The sequence below is a fragment of the Corallococcus macrosporus DSM 14697 genome (assembly GCF_002305895.1).
Classification (GTDB): domain Bacteria; phylum Myxococcota; class Myxococcia; order Myxococcales; family Myxococcaceae; genus Myxococcus; species Myxococcus macrosporus.
In genome coordinates, this window is record NZ_CP022203.1 from 1,914,583 (window position 1) to 1,940,487 (window position 25,905).

22 protein-coding genes are annotated in these 25,905 nt (G+C 70.3%); 9 read left to right on the forward strand and 13 right to left on the reverse strand.

All coding sequences use genetic code 11. The features are described 5' to 3' along the window. Positions 1–18: 18 nt before the first annotated feature. Positions 19–726: a metallophosphoesterase gene (locus MYMAC_RS08150; RefSeq protein WP_095957661.1), complete on the reverse strand. Its 708-nt coding sequence runs from the start codon at positions 724–726 to the stop codon at positions 19–21. 434 nt (positions 727–1,160) lie between these two features. Between MYMAC_RS08150 and MYMAC_RS08155 the strand changes: the two genes are divergently transcribed. Then, positions 1,161–1,829 carry an RNA polymerase sigma factor gene (locus MYMAC_RS08155; protein WP_095957662.1) on the forward strand — a complete coding sequence of 223 codons (669 nt, stop codon included), beginning with the start codon at positions 1,161–1,163 and terminating at the stop codon, positions 1,827–1,829. 48 nt (positions 1,830–1,877) lie between these two features. Next, complete coding sequence (locus tag MYMAC_RS08160; RefSeq protein WP_095957663.1) at positions 1,878–3,065, forward strand: hypothetical protein; 1,188 nt, start codon at positions 1,878–1,880, stop codon at positions 3,063–3,065. Positions 3,066–3,116: 51 nt separating this feature from the next. On the opposite strand, the gene MYMAC_RS08165 is transcribed toward MYMAC_RS08160, so the two are convergent. From MYMAC_RS08165 to MYMAC_RS08180, 4 genes are all read right to left on the reverse strand, one after another. Next, positions 3,117–4,289, reverse strand: coding sequence for an AraC family transcriptional regulator (locus MYMAC_RS08165; RefSeq protein WP_095957664.1), 1,173 nt, complete (start codon positions 4,287–4,289; stop codon positions 3,117–3,119). An 11-nt stretch (positions 4,290–4,300) separates the two neighbouring features. Further along, positions 4,301–4,855 (reverse strand): anti-sigma factor, encoded by a 555-nt coding sequence (locus MYMAC_RS08170; RefSeq protein ID WP_095957665.1) that lies wholly within the window; start codon positions 4,853–4,855, stop codon positions 4,301–4,303. Beyond that, positions 4,848–5,483 (reverse strand): RNA polymerase sigma factor, encoded by a 636-nt coding sequence (locus tag MYMAC_RS08175; RefSeq protein ID WP_013935347.1) that lies wholly within the window; start codon positions 5,481–5,483, stop codon positions 4,848–4,850. The genes MYMAC_RS08170 and MYMAC_RS08175 overlap by 8 nt, the downstream gene beginning before the upstream one ends. A gap of 135 nt (positions 5,484–5,618) precedes the next feature. After that, positions 5,619–6,104 carry a PaaI family thioesterase gene (locus MYMAC_RS08180; protein WP_013935346.1) on the reverse strand — a complete coding sequence of 162 codons (486 nt, stop codon included), beginning with the start codon at positions 6,102–6,104 and terminating at the stop codon, positions 5,619–5,621. Positions 6,105–6,222: 118 nt separating this feature from the next. Here MYMAC_RS08180 and MYMAC_RS08185 point away from each other — a divergent pair, with 118 nt between their 5' ends. Next, positions 6,223–8,574 carry an ATP-dependent helicase gene (locus MYMAC_RS08185; RefSeq protein ID WP_095957667.1) on the forward strand — a complete coding sequence of 784 codons (2,352 nt, stop codon included), beginning with the start codon at positions 6,223–6,225 and terminating at the stop codon, positions 8,572–8,574. 30 nt (positions 8,575–8,604) lie between these two features. Here the strand turns inward: MYMAC_RS08185 and MYMAC_RS08190 are convergent, their stop codons facing one another. After that, positions 8,605–9,696: an outer membrane protein assembly factor BamB family protein gene (locus tag MYMAC_RS08190; RefSeq protein WP_095957668.1), complete on the reverse strand. Its 1,092-nt coding sequence runs from the start codon at positions 9,694–9,696 to the stop codon at positions 8,605–8,607. A 35-nt stretch (positions 9,697–9,731) separates the two neighbouring features. On the opposite strand from MYMAC_RS08190, the gene add reads away from it, so the two are divergent. The 4 genes from add to MYMAC_RS08210 all read left to right on the forward strand — a co-directional run bounded on the left by add (position 9,732) and on the right by MYMAC_RS08210 (position 13,913). After that, a complete protein-coding gene (add, locus tag MYMAC_RS08195) occupies positions 9,732–10,892 on the forward strand; it encodes an adenosine deaminase (protein ID WP_013935343.1) in 1,161 nt (386 codons plus the stop codon). Positions 10,893–10,972: 80 nt separating this feature from the next. Next, complete coding sequence (locus MYMAC_RS08200) at positions 10,973–11,752, forward strand: SDR family oxidoreductase (RefSeq protein ID WP_013935342.1); 780 nt, start codon at positions 10,973–10,975, stop codon at positions 11,750–11,752. 161 nt (positions 11,753–11,913) lie between these two features. Beyond that, complete coding sequence (locus MYMAC_RS08205) at positions 11,914–13,338, forward strand: RtcB family protein (RefSeq protein ID WP_095957669.1); 1,425 nt, start codon at positions 11,914–11,916, stop codon at positions 13,336–13,338. A 125-nt stretch (positions 13,339–13,463) separates the two neighbouring features. Continuing rightward, entirely contained in the window at positions 13,464–13,913 is a 450-nt protein-coding gene (locus MYMAC_RS08210) for a hypothetical protein (protein ID WP_239989416.1), read from the forward strand. Here MYMAC_RS08210 and MYMAC_RS08215 read toward each other — a convergent pair. Continuing rightward, positions 13,906–14,430 (reverse strand): GNAT family N-acetyltransferase, encoded by a 525-nt coding sequence (locus tag MYMAC_RS08215; RefSeq protein ID WP_157757475.1) that lies wholly within the window; start codon positions 14,428–14,430, stop codon positions 13,906–13,908. The genes MYMAC_RS08210 and MYMAC_RS08215 overlap by 8 nt on opposite strands. 7 nt (positions 14,431–14,437) lie before the next feature. Continuing rightward, positions 14,438–15,667 carry a glucose-1-phosphate adenylyltransferase gene (gene glgC / locus MYMAC_RS08220; RefSeq protein ID WP_013935338.1) on the reverse strand — a complete coding sequence of 410 codons (1,230 nt, stop codon included), beginning with the start codon at positions 15,665–15,667 and terminating at the stop codon, positions 14,438–14,440. 258 nt (positions 15,668–15,925) lie between these two features. Here glgC and MYMAC_RS08225 point away from each other — a divergent pair, with 258 nt between their 5' ends. Then, positions 15,926–16,807, forward strand: coding sequence for a GGDEF domain-containing protein (locus tag MYMAC_RS08225; protein WP_013935337.1), 882 nt, complete (start codon positions 15,926–15,928; stop codon positions 16,805–16,807). A 3-nt stretch (positions 16,808–16,810) separates the two neighbouring features. Next, positions 16,811–16,981 (forward strand): hypothetical protein, encoded by a 171-nt coding sequence (locus MYMAC_RS37175; RefSeq protein ID WP_170114713.1) that lies wholly within the window; start codon positions 16,811–16,813, stop codon positions 16,979–16,981. A gap of 45 nt (positions 16,982–17,026) precedes the next feature. Here the strand turns inward: MYMAC_RS37175 and MYMAC_RS08230 are convergent, their stop codons facing one another. The 5 genes from MYMAC_RS08230 to MYMAC_RS08250 form a co-directional block, all read right to left on the reverse strand. Further along, positions 17,027–18,055 (reverse strand): NAD-dependent epimerase/dehydratase family protein, encoded by a 1,029-nt coding sequence (locus MYMAC_RS08230; protein ID WP_095957671.1) that lies wholly within the window; start codon positions 18,053–18,055, stop codon positions 17,027–17,029. Continuing rightward, positions 18,052–22,464, reverse strand: coding sequence for an AMP-binding protein (locus MYMAC_RS08235; RefSeq protein WP_095957672.1), 4,413 nt, complete (start codon positions 22,462–22,464; stop codon positions 18,052–18,054). Before MYMAC_RS08235 ends, MYMAC_RS08230 begins: the two co-directional genes overlap by 4 nt. 8 nt (positions 22,465–22,472) lie before the next feature. Then, on the reverse strand, positions 22,473–24,083 hold the full coding sequence (gene larAH / locus MYMAC_RS08240; RefSeq protein WP_013935333.1) for an NPN-dependent hydroxyacid isomerase, LarAH14/15/16 family: 1,611 nt from the start codon (positions 24,081–24,083) through the stop codon (positions 22,473–22,475). Between the two features lie 14 nt (positions 24,084–24,097). Next, positions 24,098–24,763 (reverse strand): HAD family hydrolase, encoded by a 666-nt coding sequence (locus tag MYMAC_RS08245; RefSeq protein WP_013935332.1) that lies wholly within the window; start codon positions 24,761–24,763, stop codon positions 24,098–24,100. Positions 24,764–24,852: 89 nt separating this feature from the next. Continuing rightward, complete coding sequence (locus tag MYMAC_RS08250; protein WP_095957673.1) at positions 24,853–25,833, reverse strand: NAD-dependent epimerase/dehydratase family protein; 981 nt, start codon at positions 25,831–25,833, stop codon at positions 24,853–24,855. Between the last annotated feature and the right edge of the window lie 72 nt (positions 25,834–25,905).

Here is a 25,905-nt window from a genome sequence, read left to right on the forward strand (position 1 = left end):
GCCGGGCGCGAAAGTCGACTACGAGAAGACGGACACGTCGCCGTGGACCGGACGCCGGGCCACGCGCTTGCCGCCCCGGTACGTACTCCGGGCCGGCACCGAGACGAACTCCCAGGTAGGGAGCACGACCGCCGTCAGTGAGTGGCCGTAGACGCAGCCGGTGTCGATACCCACGGCGTATTCGGTGACGAGCGGCGCGTCGAAGACGGTGTGGCCGAAGATGACCCGCTCCGGGCCCTTCCAGTGGTGGGTCCAGAAGGTCCAGCCCGCGGGCGCCTTTGACGGCCAGTAGCTCTTGGTCGCCGGGGGCCGGATGCACTGGGCATGGAGCAGGTGGTACGCATCCTGTTCCTCGACGGGACGGCCTGGCAGCATGCCGGCGTGCACCACGATGGCGTTGTGCTCTGGCAGCCGCAGGTAGTGGGGCAGCCCGGCCATCCACGCGTAATGCTCGGCTTCGAGCACCCGGCGCGTCTCGAGGTGGTCGGGGAGCAGGCGCTCGTCCGCCCGGTGGCGCTGCTGGAGGTGCTTCTCCTCGTGGTTGCCCAGGACGGCCTCGTGCCGCATGGCCAGCTCCACGCACTCGCGGCGCTTCGGGCCGCGGTCCACCAGGTCACCCGCGAAGATGACCCGGTCGCTGGAGGTCGCGCCGACCTTGTCGAGCAGCTCCACGGCTTCGTCGTAACAGCCATGAAGGTCTCCGATGACGATGGTGCGGCGGGACATGACGCGAATCCTCAAGCAGGGAAAAATTGAGCGCCCGAGTGAAGAAGCCGGTTGGCTGATTCATCAGATCAGTGACGGACCACCCGTCGGCACACGCCGGTTGGGGCATGTGTGGAGTCGAACCACGGCTTGTAGGGCCGCTTCGGCCAGGCGCTCGAAAGTGATGGGGGCGAAGACGCGGGCCCTCGCTGACCCTGACAGGGGGATTTTCCGGGCCTGATTTCCGAAGGGCCGCTCTATCAATCCCGTCAGGAATGCCGCGCGGCCTTCGTCCAACGCCGTGGGTGCCAATTGTCCGGTGATTCCGCTGGGTTGGCGCCCCCTGCTTGTCTCGGAGGCTGCCTGCGGATGCCAACGTGGTACCTTGCCGCGCCACATCCCCGAAACCCAACATCCCGGGGCGACTTCCCCGGCGCAGCCCCCAGGTCCTTCCGGTGTTCGAGCAGCTCACGGATGACGAATTGTTCGCGGAGGTGGTCCGCCGCCGCGCCACGAACGAGCCCTACCAGGGCCCGCTCGGGGCGTTGGTGCAGCGGTGGGCCCGGCCCTCGCGGTATGTCATCAGCAAGATTCAGGCGAGCTACGGCCGTGGTTCCCCAGCGGACTCGGACGAGCTCTTCCAGGACGCGGTGGGGAAGTTCATCGACCGTGGCCTGGACCAGTTCCGCGGCGTGTCGGAGCAGATGCCCGGCCGGAGCGCGTCTCCCAAGACGTTCTTCCTGCGCATCGTCAAGCACGTGGCCATCGACTTCTACCGGAAGCACCGCGAGGAGCTCGCGGCGCCCCCGGCGGATCCCGATGACGCCATGGAGGAGCCACCCTCCCAGGTGGCTCGCGCCGTCGAGTTCGGGAAGCGGCGTGAGGAGCGCGCCGAGGCCCAGGAGCTGTATTGGGCGGCGTTTGCCCGCCTCCAGCAGGAGCACCCGAAGGAAGCCTCGGCTTGGGACCTGTACCACCACGAAGACGTCGAGGATCACGAAGAATGTGCCCGGCGCCTGAACATCACCGTGGTGAACAGCTACAAGCGCGTCAGCCGTGCGCAGGCCTACCTCAAGCTCTACCTGCTGGACCTTCAGCGCGAGTCATACGGGGAGGGAGCGTGAGCCGCCTCCTTCCCCGCCATACCCGGGGTACCCAGGAGGAATGAACCCATGATTGTTGGAGATACGCTGTCCCGCTATGCCGCCCGCCGCTCGCAGCTCCTGTCGGGCACGGCTTCTCCCGGTGAAGTGCTCGAGGCAGCGGGTGACCTGCTGCGCCGCCGCTCCCGGTTGGAGACCGAAGGTGTGGACGCCGCCCTGCGGGGCCTGGGTCGACCTCAGGTGGAAGCCTGGTTGAAGTCGCAGAAACCGCAGTCGCTGCAGCCGGTGCTGCTGAGGGCCGCGGAAGAAGCCGTCGAGGTGGTGCTCGACGGCGGCGAGGAAGCGGACATGTGGCGCACCTCCGCGCTGGAGGGACTTTCCGCCCGCGACCGGGCCGCCTCCGCCGCCCACGCCCTGGCCGTCTGGGAGGGCTTTCACGGCGCCCTCGACGGCGACGCCGCGCAGCTCCGAGACCGCTTTCTCGCCGCGCTCCAGAGTCTGGACTCCGCATTGAGCTCCCGGGCGCGTTGGTTCATCCCCCTCAATCCGCAGCGCCGGCAGGAGCGCGACCTCCTCGAGCCCGCCGAGCAGGATGCCGCCTGGTGGTTCTCCGCGCGCGCCGGCTGCGATGACCTGGTCGCCACCTGGACGGCCAGTCCCCAGACGCTGACGTCCCACCTCCAGGAATGCGAGGCGTGCCGCGCGGACATGGCGGACGCCGCGCCCGTGGACATGCCCCCACGCCGGCACCTCACCGCGGAAGACCTCTGGCGCCTCGACATGGGGCTGCTGTCCGAGGACGAGCGGACCCGGCTGGACGCGCACACGGCGCGCTGTGGTGAATGTGCCCAGGCCGTGCTGGCGCTGGACGAGGGCGAGGCCGCCATCGACGAGGCGCTGGACATGGAGGAGGACGGGACGGTGGCTCGCTCCGCGCGCACCTCGCGCGCGCCTGTCTCCCACCGCGCCCACGCGGCCCGCCTGCCGGAGCAGCGCGAGGTGCTGGATGAGCGCCGCGACTTTCGCGTGGTGCTGGTGCGTGAGCGTCAGCGCGTGCGCCTGCTGGTGCAGCCCCTGGCTGGACGGACGGTGACGGCGGCGGTGTTCCTGAGCCCCGGCCGTCCCTCGCTCAAGCCGGCCCATGGGCCGGAGGGCATTGCCTTTGATTTGACGTCCGCGTCGGCCACCGGCGCGCGCTCTGCCCACCTGTCCGTGCAGGCGGGGAGCGAAACCCTGGAGCGCGACTTCGCCTTCTGACGGAGCGCCCTCGCGCCCGCGCCGGGGCCCGCTGTCACGGGCCCCCCGCGCTCAGGGCGTCATGGGGACCGCGGTCCGCTCCGTGTCGAGCGCCTGCCGGCTGCGCACGGGAGGCTGCGGAATGGGAGCGCTCCCCGCTGGAAGCGTGGGGCTGAAGCCATTGGCCAGCAGGGCAATCACGAGCTGCGCGCTGGGCGGCCGGGTCCCCAGCGCCGCGCCGCAGACGTCGAGCTGATCCGTCACGCGGGGCCCCTCGGTCTTCTGATAGCGGTTGCACGTGGCGTCCACCTGCGGGTCCAGGTGGCGCGCCAGCTCGCGCGTATTGCGGCCCCAGCGCAGGGTCAGCTTCTCCGGCGTGAGCTGGATGTCGACGGGCTCGTCGCCCCACGTCCCCTCGACGAGGGTCCTCCGGCCACCGGCCTTCAGCTTCAGGTCGAGCGCGCGCTGGCCCAGGGTGCCCGTCACCGCGATGCCATGCTCGTAGACCTCCTCGCCGAGGATGCTCACCCAGACGCCATCCTTGCGCCGGGTGTACGGCTTGTCCGCCGCGATGCGGCCCTGGTTGAACCAGACGTCACCCACGCGGCCCAGTGGGAGCGGGGCGTTCTTCGCCACCGGCTCGGGCGCGTCCTCCAGGCCCGAAGGGCTGGAGGCGGCCACCACCGGCCGCGAGGCCAGCAGGTCCGTCACCGGGACGGACGCGTCGACGACCTCGAAGCGCACGCCATCCAGCCAGGCCTGGCCCGTCCCGCTCATGATGAGGCCCGCCATGATGGTGGTGGCCTCCTTCGGGACGTCCAGCACCACGTCGTAGCGCTTGCAGCCCGCGGTGCCCACCAGGGCGCGCGACTGCATGTTGTCGAAGGCCAGGGGCTGCTTCGGGTCGGGCCCCTCCACGCGCATCCACAGGCCGGCCCAGCCCTCCACGTCCTTGATGCGGAGCGCGCCGGAGAAGCGCAGCCGCTTGCCGCGGAAGTCCTGCGCGCCGAAGGCCTGCATGAAGGTGCCGTAGCCGTTCGAGTCCGGCGACAGGGAGCGCAGGTAGGCGCTGCGGCTGCCTTCGCAGGTGGCGCTGCTGTCCACCCCGGCCTCGTAGCGCTTGGGGGCACTCTCCGTCACGTACCAGCCGACAGGCAGCTTCTGGGTGCCTTCCGACGGCTGCGCTCCGGCCCCGGTGGAGGCCAGCGCGAGCAGCAGGGCGGCGAGTTTCTTCCGGAAGTCCATGACGGGAATCCTCACAGCGACACGGGGCGGCGCGCGCTCAGCGCACCCTCGGGGAGGCCGGTGCGGGCCTCGTAGCGGGGGACTTCACCCGTGCCCCAGGGATACTGGACGAGGAGCCCACGCTCCTCGGCCGCCTGGGTGCATGACGCCTGCGTGGCCAGGTCCGGGCAGGCCACGACGATGGCCTGGGGCTCCGCGACCTCCGTCTCCAATCCCACCGCGGGCGGCGTGACATCCAGGGCGATGGTCCTGGGCGATGCGGGGGGCGGCCGTTCACCGGGAAGCACCACGAAGACCACGGCGGCCGCCGCGGCCAGGGCGGCACCGGCCAGCCCCGCGACGTGGCGCCGCGCGTCCCAACGGGCCGGGCGGATGACGGCGGCCGCGGGTGAACAGGTGCTGGCGACCTCGTGGAGCTGCTCCGACAGCAGGGCCTCTTCCTGGAGCAGGCGGGCGCACGGCTCGCACTCCAACGTGTGCGCCTCGAGGCTCGCGGCCTTCTCAGGTGCCAGCGCCCCCAGGATGTACTGCTCCGCGGAGTCGCGGGTGAGGTGGGGCTTAAGCATGGGTCTCCTCCTCGAGCGCGGTGCGCAGCTTCTTGCGGACCTCGCACAGGATTTGCCGCACGCGTTGGACGGACAGGCCAACGCGCGAGGCGACTTCGGCATGGGGGAGCTCCTGGCCGTCACAGGCCAGGAGGAAGACGTTTCGTGCGCTGGGCGACACCTGGGCCAGCGCGGCATGGGCGCGGGAGAGCTGCTCCTCGGAGAGCAGGCGCCGCTCCGCGGAGACCGCCGGGTCCACCGGGTGGTGGCGCTCCGGCAACTCCTCCACCGCCCCGGCGATGGACTCACGGCGGGCGCGCCGTGCGTCGTCCGCGGCCAGGAAGGCCGCCTGGGTGAGGGCGAGGTTGGGCAGACGCAGCTCCGTCAGCAGCCCGCGCTGCTGTTGCTGGATGAGCCGCGCCCACGTCTCCTGGGCCAGCTCCTGCGCCCGGTCCACCCGGACGCCTCGTGCGAGCAGCGATACCACGACCCGCCGGTGATGGCGTGCCACCAGCGCGTCCCAGGCCGCCCGCTCCCCCGCCAGGGCGCGCCGCGCGAGGAGGGCTTCGTCCCCCCCGGGCGCCGTCGCCGCGTCGGGCTCGTCGGCTTCCTTTGACAATCGCAGCGTCGTCATCCGCAGGCCCTGCACGGCTGCACTCATGCCGTCTTCCCGTCGCTCAGAGGCGTCCGGGGCGCACGCCTGCTCCCCGGTATCCCCAGAACGTGTGCCCGTCCCAGACATATCGATGGGGGCTGGGAGGATGTGGGGCGGGGTGGGCAAGGGTCAGTTGACGGCGGGGCTGTCTCCAGAGGCCCAGCGGAGGTTGGAGAGCTTCACCACGCCCTGGCAGCGGCCGCACACGCGCCCTTCACCGTCGTACACCCGGGCGGTGGCGAAGAGGAGGGACACCGTCTGGCTGTCGATTTCGGATTCCACGCGCAGGTGGTCTCCGGTGACGGCGCGCTCGAAGCTCATGGAGAGCTGCACGGTGGCGCAGCGCCGGCCCGGGTCCACCAGGGCGCCGGTGCAGCCGATGGCGTAGTCGAAGAGGGCGGCGAGGATGCCGCCGTTGACGGCGCTGGCGCTGCCCGCGCCGCCCCGGTGCTCGGGGCGCAGCGCTGGGATGCTGACGACCACCTTGCGTCCCTCCGGGAAGCTGAGGCGCGCGCCGAAGAGGCGCAGGGTGAGGCTCTGGGAGAACTGCTCTGCGTAGCGGTCCAGGTCGGCCTGGGAAGGCTTCGAGGGGGCGCCGGACGAGGAGTCGGACATGGAGGCGCACCATTATATAAGCGCACCGCATGCCTGGGGGGCCGGGCAGCCGGGCGGGGCGCGCGGAAGGGTGCCCATTGGTGGGGGAAAGACGTTAGAAGCATGGGTTCCCTCCCGAATGTCTCCCGCGAACCCACACGAAACCGCCCTCCTCGAAGACCTCAACGCGCCTCAGCGCGAGGCCGTGTTGCATGGTGACGGCCCCCTGCTCGTCCTGTCGGGCGCTGGCAGCGGCAAGACGCGCGTCATCACCCGGCGCGTGGCGTACCTGGTGAAGGTCCACGACGTCTATCCGTGGCGCATCCTGGCCGTGACGTTCACCAACAAGGCGGCGCGGGAGATGCGCGAGCGCCTGACGCAGTTGCTGGGTGCCCAAGCGAACGAGCTGGTGGTCAGCACCTTCCACTCCGCGGCGGCGCAGATTCTCCGCCGCGAGGCGGAGCACGTGGGGCTCACCCGCTCGTTCGTCATCTACGACGACTCGGACCAGCTCAACGTGGTGAAGCGCGCCATGCGTGAGGCGGGCATCGAGTCCATGCAGCCGCGCGAAATCCTCCACCGCATCGACCAGGAGAAGAACGCGGCCCGGCTGCCGGAGCACATGCAGGTGGCGCCCGGCGACGAGCGGGGCCAGCTGGTGCGTAAGGTGTACGCGGCCTACCAGGAGCGGCTGCGCGCGGCCAACGCGGTGGACTTCGGAGACCTGCTGCTCCTGCTGGTGACGCTGTTCCGCACCCGGCCGGACGTGCTGGAGAACTACCGGCGCCGCTTCACCCACGTGCTGGTGGACGAGTTCCAGGACACCAACCCGGTGCAGTACGCGCTGCTCAAGCAGCTCGCGCCGCCCCCTTCCGCGAACCTGGTGGTGGTGGGCGACGACGACCAGTCCATCTACCGCTGGCGCGGCGCGGACGTGGACAACATCCTCGGCTTCCCCCGGCAGTACCCGGGCGCGAAGGTGGTGAAGCTGGAGCAGAACTACCGCTCCGACCAGAACATCCTGGACGCGGCGCACGAGGTCATCCGGAAGAACACGCGCCGCATGGAGAAGAAGCTCTGGTCCGAGCGCCCGCGGGGCCAGACGCTCGACCTGCTGCTCAACCGCGACGAGCGGGCGGAGGCGCAGGAGGTGGCGCGCCAGATTCTGGCGCTGCAGCGGGAGGGCTTCATCAAGCTGTCCAGCATGGCGGTGTTCTACCGGGCGAACGCGCAGAGCCGCGTGCTGGAAGAGGCCCTGCGCCTGGCGCGCGTGCCGTACACCCTGGTGAGTGGCCGCAGCTTCTATGACCGGGCCGAAGTGCGGGATGCGTCCGCGTACCTGCGGCTGATGGTGAATCCGCGCTCGGACGCGGACCTGCTGCGCATCATCAACATCCCGGCGCGCGGCATCGGCGACACCACGGTGGAGCGGCTGACGGACTTCGCCAACGCACGGGGCGTGAGCCTCTACGAGGCCCTGTCCCAGCCGGAGCAGGTCCCCGCCCTCAATGGCGCCGCGGTGAAGCGGCTCAAGGGCTTCCGCAACCTGCTGGAGTCCCTGACGGCCTTCGCCCAGACGAACGAGGAAGCGGCGGGCGCGGTGGACCAGATGCTGCGCGAGACGAAGCTGGTGGAGACGCTCCTGGCCGAGGGCAGCGACGAGGCCCAGACGCGCGCGGAGAACCTCCGCGAGTTCCTGGGCGCGGCGCAGGAGTTCGACCTGAACCGGGCCGCCGCGGCGGTGGCGGCCGCGGCGAATCCTCCTCCAGAAGTCCCTCCCGAGGTGGACGCGGCCCCGCTGACGGCGGACGTGCCGGCGCTGCAGGCCTTCCTGGAGCAGATTTCGCTGGTGGGCGAGGCGGACGCGGAGGTGGGCGATGGCCGGGTGGCGCTGATGACGCTGCACGCCGCCAAGGGCCTGGAGTTCGACGCCGTCTTCCTCACCGGCATGGAGGAGAACGTCTTCCCGCACGCGCGCGCGGTGAAGTCCGAGACCACCTTCCTGAGCGAGGACGCCTCGGCGGACGGCGAGCCCTCGGAGGAGATGGCCGAGGAGCGGCGCCTCTGCTACGTGGGCTTCACGCGGGCGCGGAAGCGGCTCTTCGTGAGCCTGGCGCAGTGCCGCTCGCTGTTCGGTGAGCTGCGCTACAACGCGCCCAGCCGCTTCCTGCGGGACGTGCCCTCGCCGCTGTTCGGCATCAGCGAGCAGGAGCTCCCCGAGGCGCCCCGGCCCAGAGTGCCCTCGATGCCGCGCAGGCGGCCCCATGACGAGGACGACGGGCCGCGCATCGACCGCTCGTACTCGCAGGCGTCGTCGGACATGGACGGCGTCGGCGGGGACGTGCGCGGCATGCGCGTGCGCCACGAGCAGTTCGGCGTGGGCCGCGTGGTGTCCGCGGACGGCAACGGCCCCAACGCGAAGGTGACGGTGGAGTTCGGCGGAGGCGTGGGCCTCAAGCGCATCATCGCCCGCTTCCTGATGCCGGGCTGAGGCGGACGTCGTGAGGCGGGCCCTGCCTCCTCAGCGGGCGGGCGTGCGCAGCCGCCACGACAGCACGCGGCCGTCCAGGCCCAGGACGATGACCTGGTCGCCCAGCACCACGGGCTGGGTGCGCAGCGGCGTATCCGCGCGGACGGAGAAGGCGGGCTGCCACGTCCCCGTCTTCAGCGCGACGAGCCGCCCCTGACGGCCGCTGGTGGGCACCAGCAGCAGGTCCTCCCGCACCGGCGTCACGCCCGAGACGAGCGCGTCGGGCAATGTGGCGCGAGCGACCTCCTCGCCATCCTCCGAGGACAACCCCACGAGCAGGGGCGCCGCTCCGCCCGTGCCGACCCACACCGTCCCCAGGGCCAGCGAGGGAGGACTGCTCAGGGCCGCGGCGGGGGCCTGCTCCCACAGGGGCGTGCCATCCCCGAGCCGCAGCGCCAGGACGCGGCCCTGGCGGGTGCTCACATAGAGCGTGTCCCGCCACAGCGTCATTCCCAGCACGTCCCGCACGTCCCGTTGCCAGCGCCGGGCCCCGTCCTGGGTGGCCAGGGCCATCACCCCCGCGTCTCCCAGCGCCACGACCAGCAGTCCGTCCTTCAGCACCGGGGTGGGGAAGGCGCGAGGCGCCGCGGCCGGCCCGGGCCTTCCAGGTGGGGGCCGCTCCCAGTCCGTCTTCCCGGTGTCCGTGAAGAGGGCGCGGACGGCGCCATCCGGCCCCACGAGGAAGACGTATTTCCCCGCCGCGTCCGCCACGGGTGCGGTAAGGACGGGGGGCTCACCGGAGAGGCGCCACTGCACCGCGCCCGTGTCGAGCGCCAGCCGGACCAGGTCTCCGCCCACGGTCCCGGCGATGACGCTGTCCGCCAGCAGGGCCGGACGTGTGGCCACCTCCCTGTCCAGGGGGACCCGCCAGGCGACACGGCCGCTCCGCTCCAGGCGGACGACGGTACCGGCCTCGTTGGCGGTGAGCACGCCGTCCGTCAGGGCCACCAGCCCCGCCCGGGACGAGGCGTCCGTGGAGTAGCGGAAGGCGCTCGTCGCGGGCTCCCGGCACCCCATGGCGGCCACCAGTGTCAGCGCCAGGGCGGGCAGCAAGGGCGTGCATGGACAGGCGCGAGACGACATGGTTTGGAGGATGGCGCAAGGAAGGAACTTGGACCATGCCTACCATTCGTGATGACGAAATTCCCAACGCCACCGGCATCCCCTCGTCCGCCCGGCGGACGGACTTCATGCCGCCGCCCACCCTGGCGGTGACGGAAGAGCTGCTGCGCGCGCTGCCCAAGACGGACCTCCACTGCCACCTGGATGGGTCCATGCGCCTGAAGACCATCCTCGAGCTGGCCGAGCAGCAGAAAATCAAGCTGCTCGCCGACACCGAGGACGGGCTGGCCAAGGCCATCCACATGGGCGAGGTGTGCGAGAGCCTGGAGGAGTACCTCGTCGCCTTCGACGTGACGCTCTCCGTGCTCCAGACGGCCGAGGCCCTCTACCGCGCCGCCTACGAGCTGGCCGTGGACGCCGCCGCGGAGAACGTGCGCTGGCTGGAGGTCCGCTACTCGCCCGCGCTGCACCTGCAGAAGGGCCTGAAGATGACCACGGTCATCGACTCGGTGCTGGAGGGCCTGCGCGCCGCGAAGCGGGAGACGGGCATCAAGTGCGGCGTCATCGTCTGCGGCATCCGCCACATCAACCCGCAGACGTCCATGCGGCTGGCCGAGCTGGCGGTGGCCTACAAGAACCGCGGCGTCATCGGCTTCGACCTGGCCGGCGCGGAGGCGAGCTTCCCCGCGAAGGACCACCGGGACGCCTTCCAGCTCATCCTCAAGAACAACGTCAACTGCACCGCGCACGCGGGTGAGGCCTACGGCCCCGAGTCCATCTCCCAGGCCATCCACAACCTGGGCGCGCACCGCATCGGCCACGGCACGCGGCTGCGCGAGGACGGGGACCTGCTCAACTACGTCAACGACCACCGCATCCCGCTGGAGGTGTGCCCCACCTCCAACGTGCAGACGGGCGCGGTGTCCAGCCTGTCCGCGCACCCGCTGAAGTTCTACTTCGACTACGGCCTGCGGGTGACCATCAACACGGACAACCGCCTCATCACCGACACCACGGTGACCAAGGAGCTGTGGACGGCGCACTCCGAGCTGGGCCTGTCGCTGGAGGATTTGACCACCATCCTCGTCTCCGGCTTCAAGAGCGCCTTCCTGCCGTTCCGGGAGAAGCAGGACATGCTGCGGGCGGTGAACGAGGAGATTGCCCGGACGCTGGCGGCCTTCGACCAGAAGCGGCACCCGGTGAAGCAGCCGGCATGATGACGTGACGTCCCGGGTTCCGGTCCCACGCGGGGGGTGGCTGCCTCGCGGGGCCGGCGCTGGCCGGGAGGAGGTGGCACGTGGACCTGGAGCTGGGTGGCAAGGTGGTGCTGGTGACGGGCGGCTCGGAGGGGCTGGGGGCCGCGGTGGCCCGGCGGCTCGTCCGGGAGGGCGCGAAGGTGGCGCTCTGTGCCCGTGGGGTGGAGCGGCTGGAGGCCACCGCCGCGGCCCTGCGCGCCGAAGGTGGCGACGTGCTCACCGTCCAGGCCGACGTGTCGCGCGCGTGGGAGGTGGAGCACTTCGTGGACGCCGCCCACGCGCGCTTCGGCCGCATCGACGCGCTGGTGAACAACGCGGGCACCGCGGCGGGCCGGCCCTTCGCCTCGGTGAGTGACGCGGAGTGGGAGGCGGACCTCCAGCTCAAGGTCTTCGCGGCGATTCGCGCCTCGCGGCAGGCGCTGCCCTTCCTGAAGGAGTCGGGCGGCGGCGCCATCGTCAACGTGCTGGCCATCGCGGCGAAGACGCCGGGCGCCAACTCCACGCCGTCCTCGGTGTCTCGCGCGGCGGGGCTCGCGCTGACGAAGGCGCTGTCCAAGGAGTTTGGCCCCCACGACATCCGGGTGAACGCGGTGCTGGTGGGCATCATCGAAAGTGGCCAGTGGGAGCGCCGCGCCAGGGAGGTCGGCAAGCCCGTGGAGTCCTTCCAGCAGGAGATGGCCCGCCACGCGGGCATCCCGCTGGGCCGGGTGGGGAAGGCGGAGGAGTTCGCGGACACCGTGGCCTTCCTGCTGTCGCCTCGCGGTGGCTACATCAGCGGCGCGGCCATCAACGTGGATGGCGGCCTGTCCGCCGCAGTCTGACACCGCTTCGTCAGGAATGGCGTGCGTGCCCGTGCGTGCACGGTGAGGACGGCTTCGCGCCGTCCGGCGACCGCGGCTGCTGACCCCTGGTCCCTCATCGCTCCGTCACGTCCCCCCGGGTGTGCCCGTCTTCGGGCCCCGGGGCATTCCTGAGTTGGGTCATGCAGCCGAAACTGAACCGGCTTCTCCGGGCGCTCGCCCGCGAGGGGCTCGAGGTGGCCTATGACGGCCGCCTCTATTCCGTCCGCCTCCAGGGTGACGCCCATGCGCCGCCCGCCGAGGTCCTCCTCCCTCCGGACCTGCCCGTGGAGGGCAAGGCCTTCCAGCAGCTCGCCCACCTCGCCGCGCTGAGACACCCGAGCGGTGGCCAGGTGCTGCGCGTGCGCGCCACGCCGGACTTCCACCCGGGTGACTCCGGCGTGGCCATCGGCTCGGTGCTCCACACGCGCGGGCTGGTGGTGCCCGGCGCCATCGGCACCGACATCAACTGCGGCATGCGCCTGCACGTCGCGAACGTCTCCGTGGAGGCCTTCCTGGCGAAGCGGACGGCCTTCGTCGAGCGGATGAAGGGCCACTACTTCTTCGGCACGCGGGACGTCACCATGGGCTCGCGGGCCTCCGAGGCGCTGCTGCGCGACGGCGTGCAGGGGTGGCTCGTGGAGACGCTGGAGCGCCCGCTGGGATGCGCGGGCCGGGCCGACCTGGCGCAGCTCGACGCGGAGGTGGCGCGCATCCACCTGGGCGGCGGGTTGAAGGGCCACCCCCGCTGGGCCCCCGAGTCCTTCACGCGGGAAGGGCTGGTGCGCGACGCCGGGCTGGCCACCATCGGCGGGGGCAACCACTTCGTGGAGGTGCAGCGCGTGGAGGCGGTGGAGGACCGGGCGCGGGCGTGGGGCTGGGGTGTGCGTGAGGGGCAGCTCGCGTTCATGATTCACTCCGGCAGCCGCGACGTGGGCAAGCACGTGGGCGTGGCGTGGCAGGACCGCGCGCGCCAGGCCTGGCCCGTGGGCGCGCCGCTCCCCGAAAGCGGCATCCTCCCGCTGGGAGACGCGCGGCTCGTCGAGCAATACCTGGAGGCGGAGGCGACGGCGGCCAACTACGCCTTCCTCAACCGCCTGCTGCTGGCGGAGCTGCTTCGGCAGACGCTCCGGGAGCTCTTCGGGGACGTGGAGGCGCCGCTCGTCTACGACGTGCCCCACAACCTGACGCTGCCCTACGAAGGGGGCTGGCTGGCGCGCAAGGGCGCGTGCCCGGCGGGCGCGGAGCAGCCGGTCATCATCCCCGGCTCCATGGGGGCCACGTCCTTCCTCATGGTGGGGTGTGGCGATGCGCGGGCGCTGGAGTCCGCGTCGCATGGCGCGGGCCGCGCGCGCTCCCGCTTCTCCCTGTCGCGCGGGGGCGCGGACCAGAGCGAGGCGGCCCTGGGGCTGACGGGGGTGGACTGCATCACCCTCCGCGCGGAGCGGCGCGTCGAGGAGGCCCCGGCGGCCTACAAGCCCATCCGCCCGGTGGTGGATGCCCAGGTGGAGGCCGGCATCGTCCGGGAGGTGGCCCGGCTCGCGCCCCTGCTCACCTTCAAGGCCTGAGCAGCGGGGGGGGAGGGGGCACGTCATTTCACTTGGCGTGCTCCCCCGTCTCCGAGTGGAATGGCCTCGCGGCGGGCCCACCGCCCACGCGACACTTCACGCCGCATCGAGGGGAACTGGGGACCATGGAGAACACCTACGGAACGATGAACTCGCCCGGCGGCCCGGGCGCGCAGGAGGCCGTGTCTCTGCCGGCCATCCTGCTGATGGTCCTGTCCGGCATCACGGTGCTGCTGGGGCTCGTCAACCTGCTCCAGTCGTTTGGCGGAGCGGACCCCGCCGTCACGGAGGCGCTCCAGAATCCCGACCTGCCTGAAGGCGCCCGGCGGTTGATTGCGGGGCTGTCGAGCACCGGCGGCAAGGTGATGTTCGCGCTGCTCACGATTGCGCTCAACGGCCTCATCTTCTTCGGCGCGCTGAAGATGAAGAACCTGCAGAGCCATGGGCTGGCGATGACCGCCGCCATCATCTCCGTCATTCCCTGCTGCAGCCCCTGCGCCTGCCTGGGCATCCCCGTGGGCATCTGGGCCCTGGTGGTGCTCAACAAGCCCGAGGTGAAGGCGTCCTTCACCTAGCCGCGCTCCCTGGCTGGCCACCGCCCCGGGCCGTGGCCGGCCGTTGCTTCTGCATCCGCACGCACGCCAACTGGACCTCGGGCGTGAGCGGGCGCCGGGCGGGGTGGACGGAGGCGTAGCCGTGGCGCTGATAGAAGTGCTCGGCGTTCAGGCTGGCGTCCAGCCCGAGCCGCGCCGCGTCGCCCCGCCAGACGGTGGACTCCAGCGCCCACAGCAGGGTGGCGCCCACGCCGTGGCCCGCCTCGTCCGGCACCACGTACAGCGCCTCCAGCTCACCCAGCGCCGCGTCCACCTGTCCGAAGCCCACCGCGCGCCGGCCCCGCTCCGCCACCAGCACCGTGCGCGGACGCTCTGGCCGCAGGTAGCCCTCCGGCCTCAAGAGCCGCACCCAGGTGCGCACCTCGTGCGGCGCGTACGCGCGCGGGCAGAGGGCTTCCACCGCCTGGGTGTGGATGCGCCACAGCGTGCGCCGGTCGGACTCCTTCGCGGGCCTCAGGAGGAGTCCGTCCGCGCCCATGGCCGCCTCAGGTCACCTTCATGCCCTTGGGAATCACCACCACGCCCGCGGGCGTGACGTGGAAGCGGCGCCGGTCCTCCACCGGGTCGAACCCGATGGTCATCCCCGGCGGAATCTCCACGTTCTTGTCGATGATGGCCCGGCGGATGCGGCAGCGCCGGCCGATGGTGACGTTCTCGAAGAGGATGGAGTCCTCCACCTCCGAGTACGAGTTGACGCGCACCTTGGGAGACAGCACCGAGCGCCGCACGCTGCCACCGGAGATGATGCAGCCCTCCGCCACCAGCGTGTCCATGGCGTGGCCCACGCGGTGGTTCTGCTCGTCCGCGAAGACGAACTTCGCCGGCGGGTAGTTGTTGGGCTGGGTGTGGATGGGCCAGCGGTCGTTGTAGAGGTTGAAGGTCGGGTCCACCTCCACCAGGTCCATGTTGGACTGGTAGTAGACGTCGATGTTCCCCACGTCCCGCCAGTAGCCGCGCTCCTTGGCCTCCTGGCCCGCGACTTCGTTCTGCGCGAAGTCGTACACGTACACCGGCGCGCGCTTGTACAGCTCGCTGATGATGGACTTGCCGAAGTCGTGCGCGCTCGCCTCGTTGGCCGCGTCCCGCACCACCTCCTGCACCAGCGTGTCGGTGTTGAAGAGGTAGTTGCCCATGGACGCCAGGCACATCTTCGGGTTGCCCGGCATGGGCGGCGGGTCCTTGGGCTTCTCCAGGAACTGGAGCATCCGCCCGTCCGGCCCCACGTCGATGATGCCGAACTCGCGGCCCTGCTCAATGGGCACCGGGATGGCGGCCACCGTGCACGCCGCCTTCTTCGCGCAGTGGAAGTCCAGCATCTGCCGCGTGTCCATCCGGTACACGTGGTCCGCGCCGAAGACGAAGATGTGGTCCGGCTCCTCGTCGGTGATGATGTTGAGGTTCTGGTAGATGGCGTCCGCGCTGCCCTTGTACCAGTCCACCCCCGTCCGCATCTGCGCGGGGACGGCCTCCACGTAGTGGCCCAGGAACGCCGTCATCCGCCACGCGCGGGACAGGTGGTTGTTGAGCGAGTCGCTCTTGTACTGCGTCAGCACCTTCATCCGGTACACGCCGGAGTTGGCGAAGTTCGACAGGACGAAGTCGATGATGCGGTAGCGCCCGCCGAAGGGGACAGCGGGCTTCGCGCGCTCGCGCGTCAGGGGCTCCAGGCGCGTGCCAGCGCCTCCAGCCAGAATCATCGCCAGGACTTTGGACATAGGTGTTCCGGACGTTAGCCGCCCCCGGAGGGCCGGCAAGGGCACGTGTGCCTGCCTGCTGGCCATCGTTGAGTGCCCAACCGCCTGTTCAGGTGACCTGACCGGCGGTGGACGCCTGGGCGCCACGGGGCTTCGGGCTGCCCGCGCCCGGCGTCCGCCCCGGGCGGGATGTGGGAGAAGCGCCGCCAGGGGCCGAAGAACCGGCCCCGGCTGCGTTGCATGGCTTCCGCCGAGGCTATCGTGCTAGCCTCGTTTCCGATGGCCGGCGACGAAACCCGCGTCACCAAGATTTCAACGCTCAACGTGCATGCCCACCGCAGCACGGAGTGTTGCCTCGTGCAGATTCACGGCCCGGAGCTCGGCAAGAAGTACCTCATCGAGGATGCCGAGCTCACCATCGGGAGGGATCAGCACAACCACATCGTGGTGGACCTGGACAACGTGTCCCGCCGCCACGCCCGCATCCTGGGGCGTGGGGGGAAGATGCTCGTTGAGGACCTGGGCTCCACGAATGGCACCTTCCTCAATGACCAGGAGGTGCTTCAGGCCTCGCCGCTGCGCAGCGGGGACCTGGTCAAGGTGGGGGGCTCCATCTTCAAGTTCCTCGACGGCGACAACATCGAGACCCAGTACCACGAGACCATCTACACGCTGACCATCGCGGACGGTCTCACCGGCATCAACAACAAGAGGTACTTCCTGGAGTACCTCGAGAAGGAGATGGGCCGGTCCACGCGTTATCAGCGCACACTCACGCTGATGATGTTCGACATCGACCACTTCAAGCAGATCAACGACGTCCACGGCCACCTCGCCGGGGACTACGTGCTGCGGGAGCTGGCCCAGTCCATCAAGCGCCTGGTGCGCCGCGAGCAGTGCTTCGCCCGCTACGGCGGCGAGGAGTTCGCCGTCGTCCTCCCCGAGGACGGCCCGGACAAGGCGCGCCTGTTCGCGGAGAAGATTCGCCGGCTCATCGAGGGCAAGTCCTTCGTCTACGACGACAAGGAAATCCCCGTCACCATCTCCATCGGCGTGGCCGAGCAGACGCCGGACATGCTGGAGCCCACGCACTTCATCAAGGTGGCGGACGCCAACCTGTACAAGGCGAAGAAGTCGGGCCGCAACCGCGTGGTGGGCTAGGCCATGGCCGCCAGCGCAGGTGAAGCGGGGCCGTCCTTCCTCGCGCGGTTGGTGCTCGTGCTCCTGGGCTGCGCCTTCCTGGGCGCGGCCTGGGTGTGGAGCCACCGCTCGGAGCCCTGGGCCGCGCGGCTGGTGGACGACGCCCAGCGCACGGTGGGCGTGCCGCGGCGGTAGCACGGTGAAGCGGCGGGAGCCCGGAAGCTCCCGCCAGCGTCCCGCTCAGGTGTTCTCGCGCAGCTCCGCCAGCCGGCCCTTGGTGCCCGGCAGGCTCTGGGGCGGCATCTTCCCGTAGATGTGCTGCACCGTCTCGGAGAGCGTCTCCTGGATGTCCCGCGCGCGGAAGCCCAGCTCGGCCTCCGCCTTGGAGGCGTCCAGCCAGAACCAGTGCTCGCCGATGTCGATTTCCTGCGGGTCCAACGCCGGCGTGGTGCCGCGCACCTTGGCCCAGCGCTCCAGCAGCTTCCCGCCGAGCACGTTGAGCTTGGAGGGCAGCTTCAGCTTCGGCGCGGGCACGCCGGACAGGCGCTCCAGCCGCTGGAAGAAGTCCGTCATGGACAGATTCACACCCATGAGGTGACGGCCGTACACCTCGCCCCGGGTGAGCGCCTGGACGAAGGCGTCCGCCGCGTCGCGCGCGTCCACGAAGGAGATGCCGCCGCCCGGCATGGCCGGAATCTCGCCGTTGAGGAACTTCACCACCGTCCAGGTGGAGGACAGCCGGTCATCCCCCGGCCCCATCAGCAGGCTGGGGTTGAGCACCACCAGGGGGATGGCGTGCTTGCGGCAGTACGCCAGGGCCAGCTTCTCCTCGTAGATTTTGGACAGGTAGTAGGGCCACTGGCCCACCACCGTAATCGGGTAGTCGGCGCGCTCGTCGAGGACGCGCTCCTCCTTCGACACCGCGATGGTGCCGGAGGTGGAGGCCAGCACCACGCGCTTCACGCCCGCCTCGCGCACGTCGCTCAGCAGCTCGCGGGTGCTGTCCACGTGCAGCTCGAACATCTTCCGCGCGTCCTTCGGCTGGAAGGAGACGAGCCCCGCCAGGTGGTAGACAGCCTCCACGCCCTCCAGCGCGCGGCGCACCGCGTCCCGGTTCTTCAAGTCTCCGGGGACGTACTCCGTGCCCGCGTAGGCCGCGCCCGAGGGCTGCGAGCGGCCGATGAGCCGCACCTCGTGGCCCGCCGCCACCAGCCTGGGCACCAGGTGCGTGCCCAGAAAGCCCGTGCCTCCCGTCACCAGCAGCTTCACGAGTCCTTCCCTTCCGTGGACGAGGACGTCCGGGACGTGGCCCCGGCCGGAGGCAGGTCCACGCGCTCCAGGCTCAGCACCCGGCCGTCGCGCAGCGCCCGCATCGAGTCCTCCGCGATGCGGGTGACGTAGCGGTAGCCCTCCGAGCGCGCCATGCCCTGCACCCGCGTCCGCAGGTCCGCGTGGCCCAGCACCGGGCCGATGTTCACCCGCAGGGGCGTCTTCGTCCTGGGCAGCACGCTGCCCTTGGGCAGCGCGTCGAAGGCGCCGCCGATGTACAGCGGCAGCACGTCCACGTGGTAGGTGAGCGCCAGGTAGCCCAGCGTGGACTTGAACTCCATCAGCTCGCCGGTGGGAGAGCGCGTGCCCTCCGGGAAGATGAGGACGTTGAAGCCCTGCCGCAGGGCCTCGCCCGCCATGCGCAGCGACTCGCGCAGCGAGCCCTGCCGCTCAATGGGGACCAGGTTGGTGAAGTTCTCGAACCAGGCGCGCTTGAGTGGCGTGTTGAAGAAGTAGTCGCGCGCCGCCAGGGACACCAGCCGCTCGCCCTGCTCGCCCAGCGCCGTGCGGACCAGGCCCGCGTCCAGGTGGCTGGAGTGGTTGGCGATGACGAGGAAGTTGCGGTTCTGCGGGATGAAGGGCTTGCCCGTAACCTTCACGTCGAACACGCCGCCGTAGAGCACCTTCTGCCCGAAGGACAGGAGCTGCCGGCCCACGTCCGCCACCACGTCGGGCACCGGAATCTCCACCTCTTCCGCGCGCTCGTTCTCCTTGGAGATGTCCTTCGCCCGCGTCTCCACCGAGGGCCGCTTGCCGGAGGACGCCACCACCTTGCGCAGGTCCTCCACCGTCTGCACCTGCGTCAAATCCTCCACCGCGGGCAGCGGCACGCCGGCCGCCTCCAGCGCGGAGGACAGCTCGGTGAGCATCAGCGAGTCGAACCCCAGGTCCCCGCTGAGCAGCGCGTCCGGACGCACGTCCGTCACCGGCCGGTGGCTGACCTCCGCGATGAGCGGGAAGAGCCAGTCCGCCACGCCACCCGTGGTGGGGCTGGCCGCCTTCTCGCGCGCCTTGCTGGCGCTGGCCGCCATTCGCTCCTGGCGCTTGAGCTCCTCCACCACCTGCTTGCGCTTCACGCTGCGCTTCGCGGTGCGGGGCAGCTCGCCGTCCCACAGGCGCAGCACCTTCACGCGGCGGTAGAAGGGCATGCCCGAGCCCACCTTGCGGAAGTGCTCCTCCAGCTCGCGGCGCACCTCCTCGCGAGGCCGGTCGCCGTAGTCAGGCACGCACAGGCACGCCACCTTCTCGCCGCCCGCCTCGTCGGGCAGGCCGACGACGGACAGCTCCTTGATGTGCGGGTGGTCCTGGTACAGCTCCTCCAGCTCGTCCGGGTAGATGTTCTTCCCGTTGTGGTCGATGATGACGTCCTTGGCGCGGCCCACCAGGTACAGGCGGCCCTCCGCGTCCAGACGTCCCAGATCGCCCGTGTGCAGCCAGCCGTCCTTGAGCACCGCCTCGGTGGCCTCGCGGTCGCCGAAGTAGCCGGGCATGACGTTGGGGCCCTTGGCCAGCACCTCGCCGAGCCCGTCGTTGTCCGGGTTGAGGATGCGCAGCTCGATGCCGGGCAGCGCGCGGCCCACCGTGCCGGGCTGGCGCTTGTTGCCGGGCTTCGTCACCGCCAGCACCGGCGCGGCCTCCGTCAAGCCGTAGCCCTCCGTGATGTTGAAGCCCAGCTCGTGGAAGGCCTTGTGCACGTCGTCCGGCAGCGCCGAGCCGCCCGACACCAGGACCTTGATGCGCCCGCCGAACTTGCGGTGCACCGGCCAGAACAGCAGCTTGCCCAGGTTGATGTTGTTGCGGTTGCGCAGCTCGCCGTGGGTGGCCATCAGCGCCTTGAGCGCCTGCTCGATGAACGGCGGGCGGCTGGCGAACTCCTGCGTCATCTTGCGGTGCAGGAGCTGCCACAGCGCCGGCACGCCCACCATGGCGGTGATGCGGCCCGTCTCGAACACTTCGCCCAGCCGGTCCGACGTGAGCTCGTCGATGTACGTGATTTCCGCCCCGCGCCAGAACGGGGTGAGGAAGCCGGCGGCGAACTCGAAGGTGTGGTGCAGCGGCAGCACGGACAGCACGCCGTCGCCCACGCCGATGTCGAAGGTCCCCGCCAGCTTCGCCACCAGCGAGGCGAAGTTGCGGTGCGTGAGCATCACGCCCTTGGGCGTGCCCGTGGTGCCGGAGGTGAAGATGACGCTGGCCAGGTCGTCCGCGGCGGCGGACTTGCGCACCGGCCCGATGCGGTCCGGGTGCGCCGGGTCGCCTGTCATCGCCTCCGCGAGGCTGGCCACGGTGACGCCTTCACCCAGCGCGGCGAAGAGCCCCGGGTAGTCCCGGGCCGCGTCCTCGGAGACGAGGCACGCGCGCGCCTCCGCGCGGCGGGCGATGTTGACCAGCTCCGCCTCGCTGAGCGCCGGGTCCACCGGGACGACGGTGGCGCCCGAGCGCAGGATGCCGAAGTAGGTGATGCCCCACTCGGGCCGGTTCTCCGACACCAGCAGCACGCGGTCGCCGTGCTTGATGCCCTTGGCCAGCAGGAAGCTGCCCACGCGCGCGGCGTAGCGGTGCACCTCGCCGTAGGTGAAGCGCTCCTCCCGCTCGCCCGCCACCATGCGGAAGGCCACGCGGTGCCGGTACGCGTGCACCGTGGCCTCCAGCAGCTCCAGCAGGTCTCGGTGCGCGGGGATGACGGTGCGCTTCTCGCGCTCCGACTCCATGCCCGGGAACACCCACTTCTCCAGGCCGGGGAGGTGGGTGCCCAGGAAGTACTCGCGCCAGTCGATGTGCTCCGGGTCCCACGGCACCTTCAGCCGGTCCGCGTGCGCCATGCGCGCGTAGACGGAGCGCGTGTTGTCGCAGCGGAAGACGTAGCGGTTCTCGTAGAGGAAGGGGAGGAACAGCTCCGTCAGGGCGATGATGCCCTGGGCGTTCTCCTCCACCTCGTCCAGCGACACCTTCGCCTTGTCCAGCATGGCCTGCACGGCGGGGGCGCCCCATGCGGGCCGCACCTCGTCGATGGCCTTCTTCAGGAAGCGCGCGCCGCGCGACAGCATGGGCGCGCTGAACAGCTCGAACTCCTTCTTGCTGACCGGCTGCGGCTCCAGGCGCGAGCGCAGCTTGTTCATCAGCGCGTTGCCGGACTCGCGGTTGCGGTAGTAGCGCCGCCGGTACAGGCCCACCAGCTCCACGGAGCGGCCGGCGTAGAAGGGGTTCTCGTCGCCGGAGGCGAGCTGGTAGATGCGCCGCTCCTCCACGTCCATCGCGTGCGCGGTGATGCCGATGGTGGCGCCCGCCACCTGGTCCACCGGGATGATGTCCAGGATGGTGCTCTCGCCGGCGGGGATGCCGCCGGGGCCCTTGATGCCCGCGAAGGCCAGCGGCGCGGAGGTGGTGAAGCCCTCGTTCCAGCCGGGGAAGGGGAAGTGCCGCGCGCTCTCCACGATGGAGGGCCGGACGATGGAGTAGCGCAGGCCCGGGGTGGCCGCGAGCACCTGCTCACCCAGGGACTTCGTATACGTGTACGTGTTGGGCCAGCCCCAGTGCGCGGCGCGCTCCATGCCGGCGCGCACCAGCTCGCCGCTGAGCCACAGCTTGCGCTCGCGGCCCACGGCCAGGCGCAGCGTCTTCTCGTCGTTGGTGTCCCGGCCTTCCTCTTCCAGCCGGTCCAGCGCCTTCTTGCGGAAGGTGGACGTGAGGGCCCGGTCCTCGGCCTGCTCGCGCAGCCGCGCGACGATGCGCGCCGCGTCCTGCAGCTCCTGCTCCAGGCTGAAGTCGCGGCCGTCCATCTCCTCCCGCTTGGGGAAGTAGCCGCGGATGTCCTCGTCCTCGAAGACGAGCCCGCTGCGGTTGCCCGCCACGAAGGCCGTGGACATGTGGATGAGCGGCACGGACCAGCGCAGCGCCAGCTCCGCGGCGAACTTCAGGCCGTGGGTGTTGACGTTGAGGCCCACCTCCAGCGACGGGTTGAAGGACACTAGGCCCGCGCAGTTGATGAAGGCGTGCACCTGGCCGGTGAGCTCCGCCACGCGGGCCTCTTCCAGGCCCATCCACGGGTCGGTGATGTCGCCGTCCAGCACCTCCACCTTCTGCTGGATGAAGGCCAGCGCGCCCGCGTCTCCCAGGCTGTCGCGCAGCGGCTGGAAGGGCTCGCTGGTGGCCACCTTGTCGAAGAAGCGGCGCTCGGCGGACGCGGCGCTGCCCTTGCGGACCAGCACGTACACCTTGTCCAGGTCCTGGCCATAGCGGCTCAGCAGCATGGACAGCGTCACCTTGCCCACGAAGCCGGTGGCGCCCGCGAAGAGCAGGCGCTTGCCGGTGAAGGTCTGGGTGACGTTCAGCTCGGGAAGGGGGGCCATGGGCGTCCTCACTTCACGTCCACCATCACCGTGGGCGCGATGCGCAGCAGGCTGATGGTGGCCGAGCGGCCCATGAACCCGCGCGCCTCTTCAATGGCCTCGGTGAGCGTGTCGGTGCGCTCCCACCCCATCAGGGCGGGGACGTGGTTGTTCTCCGCGCCCGCGACGATGACCTTGCCCACGTGCTGGCGGCCGTTCTCGCCCCAGTACCACATGTAGAAGGGGTGCACGCCGTGGTAGGCGTTGCCCTTGCGGTACAGGTGCACGTAGCTGGGGTTCTCCGCGAACTCGCGCTCGTACTTGTGCTCCAGCTTCATGGAGTCCCGCGTCTCCGGCAGCAGCCGGTGGAAGAACTCGATGTAGCTGGGGTGGTGCTCCGGGTCGAACTCGTCGTAGGCCGGGTGCAGGAGGATGAGCACGCCCCCCTTCTTCACCAGCGGCACGCCGCGGTTCAGGTTGTAGAAGTACCCAAGCCCCATCACCTGCACCAGCAGCGGGTTGAGGATGGAGTTGACGCTGTACGGCGAGATGAACGGGATGGGGAAGATGACGATGTCGCTCTGCCCCTCCACCGGCACCACGTATTGCTTGTAGCTGGTCTCCAGCGTCTTCGCGTGCGTGGGCTCCGTCGCGCCGGCGTAGACGCCCGTGACGTCGTAGGGCGCGGGGACGGAGTTGAGCACCTTGCGCGCCGCGGCGCGCGGCAGCTTGGACAGCGCGAAGCGCATGGCCTGGAACTTCAGCCGGTCGCCCTCCGTGTAGTCCTCCTCCTTCTTCGCCAGGAAGTCGGTGGGGCCGCCGAACATGCGGTTGTTCAGCGCCGTCTCGATGTGGAAGACCTTCAGGTGCTTGTCGATGTTGCGCCCGATGCGCTCGTTGCTCTTGTAGAGCGCGCTCGTCTTCGGCTCCATGTAGCTGTCGGAGGCGCGAATCGTCTTGGGGTTGTGGTGGTGGCGCAGCGACGCGTAGTTGGACACGCCGGTGCCCATGGACTTGTGCCCGCCGTTCATGGGCACGAAGTTCACATTCACGTAGACGATGAGGTCGCTCTCCGCCACGCGGCGGTTCACCGACACCTCTTCGCCGTGGGAGGTGCGCTCCAGCGCGACCATCCCGTCCGGGTCCTCGGCGTCGTGGTTGTAGTAGCGGTCCGGGTAGTAGGCGTCGAAGATCTTCTCGCCCACCATGCGCTTCATCTCGCCCTCCGTCATCCTGCGGTGCAGGGCGTTGGCGATGACCAGGTGGACGTCGTCCACGCCGCTGTCGGCGGCCAGCTCCAGGACGATCTCCAGGATGGTCTGCCGCACGTCCGGCGTCACCATGGGCGGCAGCGGCACGCTGATGTCGTCAATGACGCACGTCAGGCGCATGCCCGGCTTGAGCAGGGCGTGCAGCGGCTCCATGCCCTCCGGGTGGTTGATGGCGTAGCGGATGGCGGCCTTGACGTTGGGCACGCCGGCCAGGGGCGGGCGCGGGAAGATGACGCGCGTGCCGACCGGCAGGTCCTCCTGGAGAAAGTTCTCACCGTGGAACAGCACGCGAGGCGGGCTGCCCTTCTCGGTGATGACGACCTGGCTTTCCTCGTCGTACAGCTTCTGGAGCGTCTTGAACGGGCGCATGGAGATGGGGGCTCCTACTTGAGGTCGAGGATGGGCCAGTTGTAGGCGCGCGCGATGGAGCGCAGCCTCAGGTCCGGGTTCACCGCGGTGGGGCGGCCCACCACCGCGAGCATCGCGTAGTCAGAGGCGCTGTCGGAGTAGCCGTGGCACTTGTCCAGGGACAGGCCCTCCTTGGTGCAGTAGGCGCGGATGGCGTTGGCCTTGTTCGCGCCTTCGATGATGGGCGGAATCACCTTGCCCGTCGCCTTGCCGCCCACGAACTGCATCTTGTTGGCGATCATGTCGTCGGCGCCCAGGTGGCGGGCCAGCGGGCGCATGGTGAAGTCCAGCGCGCCGGTGACGAGGACGATCTTGCAGCCGCTGCGGCGCGCCTGGTCGATGAGGTCCTGCGTCTGTTCGAAGAGGGCGGGCTGCAGCACGTCCTCGAACATGTCCTCGGCGATGGTGACCAGCCGGTCCTCGCTGAGGCCCGCGTAGTAGCGGTAGAAGAACTCGTTGAACGTCTTGCGGTCCAACGCGTCCATGACACCGAAGAGCGGCACGCTGAGGGCGGTGCTCAGGGTCCGCCCGGCGATACCCAGGACGGAGCCGCGGTTCATCGCGTAGTACGCGTAGACGTGGACGACGTTCGTCTTCACGAGCGTCCCGTCGACATCGAAGAAGGCAGCTTTCGCGGACATGGGGCTGCGGGCTTCCTGACACTTGGAGGGGGGTAAGGTCAACGATGCCGGGAACTTGGCGGGCCCCCGGTGGCTTCCGGGCGGACGGGCTACAGCCAGCCTTGCTCCTGGTACCACGTCACGCTGCGACGGATGGAGTCCGCCAGGTCGCGCCGGGGGTGAAAACCCAGCAGCCGCTCGGCCTTGGCCCCGGAGCACGTCCAGGCGGGCGCGAGGAGCTGCTTCGCCAGCTTCCGGCTCAGCGCCAGCTTGCGGCCCGTCAACTGGGACACCCCGTCCGCCGCCGTGGCCAGGGCCCGCAGCACCGCGGGGTGCACGCGCACCGTGCGGGGAGAGATTCCCAGGGCCCGCGCGCCCAGGTCCTGCACCTGCTCCAGTGACAGCGGGGCGCCGGGGCCCGCGCAGAAGAAGGCCTCGCCCACGGCCGCGGGGTGGGTGGCCTGGAGCAGCAGGACGTCCACCACGTCCTCCACGTCAATCAGGGTCAGCGGACGAGGCCCGCCGGACAACTCCAGCCGGATGCCGCGCCGGGCCATCTTGAAGAAGGTGAGGTTCTCCCGGTCTCCGGGCCCCAGGATGCGGGGCGGCCGCGACACCGTGACGGGCAGCCGGTCTCCATAGGAGAAGGCGATGCGCTCCGCCTCCGCCTTGCTCTCTCCATACCATTCGTGGGGCTGGAAGGCGTCTTCCTCCACATGCGGCCGGGTGGGCGTGGACGGACCGCAGGCGGCCAGCGACCCGGTGAGCACCAGCCGGGGGCGGTGCCCCGCGGCCACCATGGCCTCACACAGGTGGCGGGTGCCCTCCGCGTTGACGCGCATGAAGTCGTCCCGTGTCGCGCCGCGGCGAGCCCCCGCGAGGTGGAAGACGACGTCCTGTCCGGCCACCGCGGCCGCCAGCGTGGAGGGCACCGTCACGTCGCCGTCCACCCGCGAATGGCTCACCCCCGCCAGCCCCGAGGCGTCTCCTCCCGGGCGCAACAGGCATGTGACGCTGTCTCCGCGCGCGGCCAGGGCCTTGGCCAGCCACGTTCCCAGGAAGCCGCCGGCGCCGGTGATGAGGGCTCTCATGACGGCTTTTCATCCAAAAAAACACACCACGTCCGCAAGGAGAATCCGGCGGCCGCTCCGGCGCTGATCCAC

What these genes read in the sequence shown, in the direction of transcription:
- MYMAC_RS08180 (WP_013935346.1), bottom strand. Translation starts at nt 6,104, where the DNA reads ATGTCCGACTCCTCGTCCGGCGCCCCCTCGAAGCCTTCCCAGGCCGAC.
- add (WP_013935343.1), top strand. Translation starts at nt 9,732, where the DNA reads ATGCCTACCATTCGTGATGACGAAATTCCCAACGCCACCGGCATCCCC.
- MYMAC_RS08205 (WP_095957669.1), top strand. Translation starts at nt 11,914, where the DNA reads ATGCAGCCGAAACTGAACCGGCTTCTCCGGGCGCTCGCCCGCGAGGGG.
- MYMAC_RS08150 (WP_095957661.1), bottom strand. Translation starts at nt 726, where the DNA reads ATGTCCCGCCGCACCATCGTCATCGGAGACCTTCATGGCTGTTACGAC.
- MYMAC_RS08225 (WP_013935337.1), top strand. Translation starts at nt 15,926, where the DNA reads ATGGCCGGCGACGAAACCCGCGTCACCAAGATTTCAACGCTCAACGTG.
- glgC (WP_013935338.1), bottom strand. Translation starts at nt 15,667, where the DNA reads ATGTCCAAAGTCCTGGCGATGATTCTGGCTGGAGGCGCTGGCACGCGC.
- MYMAC_RS08185 (WP_095957667.1), top strand. Translation starts at nt 6,223, where the DNA reads ATGTCTCCCGCGAACCCACACGAAACCGCCCTCCTCGAAGACCTCAAC.
- MYMAC_RS08215 (WP_157757475.1), bottom strand. Translation starts at nt 14,430, where the DNA reads ATGGGCGCGGACGGACTCCTCCTGAGGCCCGCGAAGGAGTCCGACCGG.
- MYMAC_RS08165 (WP_095957664.1), bottom strand. Translation starts at nt 4,289, where the DNA reads ATGGACTTCCGGAAGAAACTCGCCGCCCTGCTGCTCGCGCTGGCCTCC.
- MYMAC_RS37175 (WP_170114713.1), top strand. Translation starts at nt 16,811, where the DNA reads ATGGCCGCCAGCGCAGGTGAAGCGGGGCCGTCCTTCCTCGCGCGGTTG.
- larAH (WP_013935333.1), bottom strand. Translation starts at nt 24,083, where the DNA reads ATGCGCCCGTTCAAGACGCTCCAGAAGCTGTACGACGAGGAAAGCCAG.
- MYMAC_RS08170 (WP_095957665.1), bottom strand. Translation starts at nt 4,855, where the DNA reads ATGCTTAAGCCCCACCTCACCCGCGACTCCGCGGAGCAGTACATCCTG.
- MYMAC_RS08250 (WP_095957673.1), bottom strand. Translation starts at nt 25,833, where the DNA reads ATGAGAGCCCTCATCACCGGCGCCGGCGGCTTCCTGGGAACGTGGCTG.
- MYMAC_RS08235 (WP_095957672.1), bottom strand. Translation starts at nt 22,464, where the DNA reads ATGGCCCCCCTTCCCGAGCTGAACGTCACCCAGACCTTCACCGGCAAG.
- MYMAC_RS08190 (WP_095957668.1), bottom strand. Translation starts at nt 9,696, where the DNA reads ATGTCGTCTCGCGCCTGTCCATGCACGCCCTTGCTGCCCGCCCTGGCG.
- MYMAC_RS08160 (WP_095957663.1), top strand. Translation starts at nt 1,878, where the DNA reads ATGATTGTTGGAGATACGCTGTCCCGCTATGCCGCCCGCCGCTCGCAG.
- MYMAC_RS08245 (WP_013935332.1), bottom strand. Translation starts at nt 24,763, where the DNA reads ATGTCCGCGAAAGCTGCCTTCTTCGATGTCGACGGGACGCTCGTGAAG.
- MYMAC_RS08210 (WP_239989416.1), top strand. Translation starts at nt 13,464, where the DNA reads ATGGAGAACACCTACGGAACGATGAACTCGCCCGGCGGCCCGGGCGCG.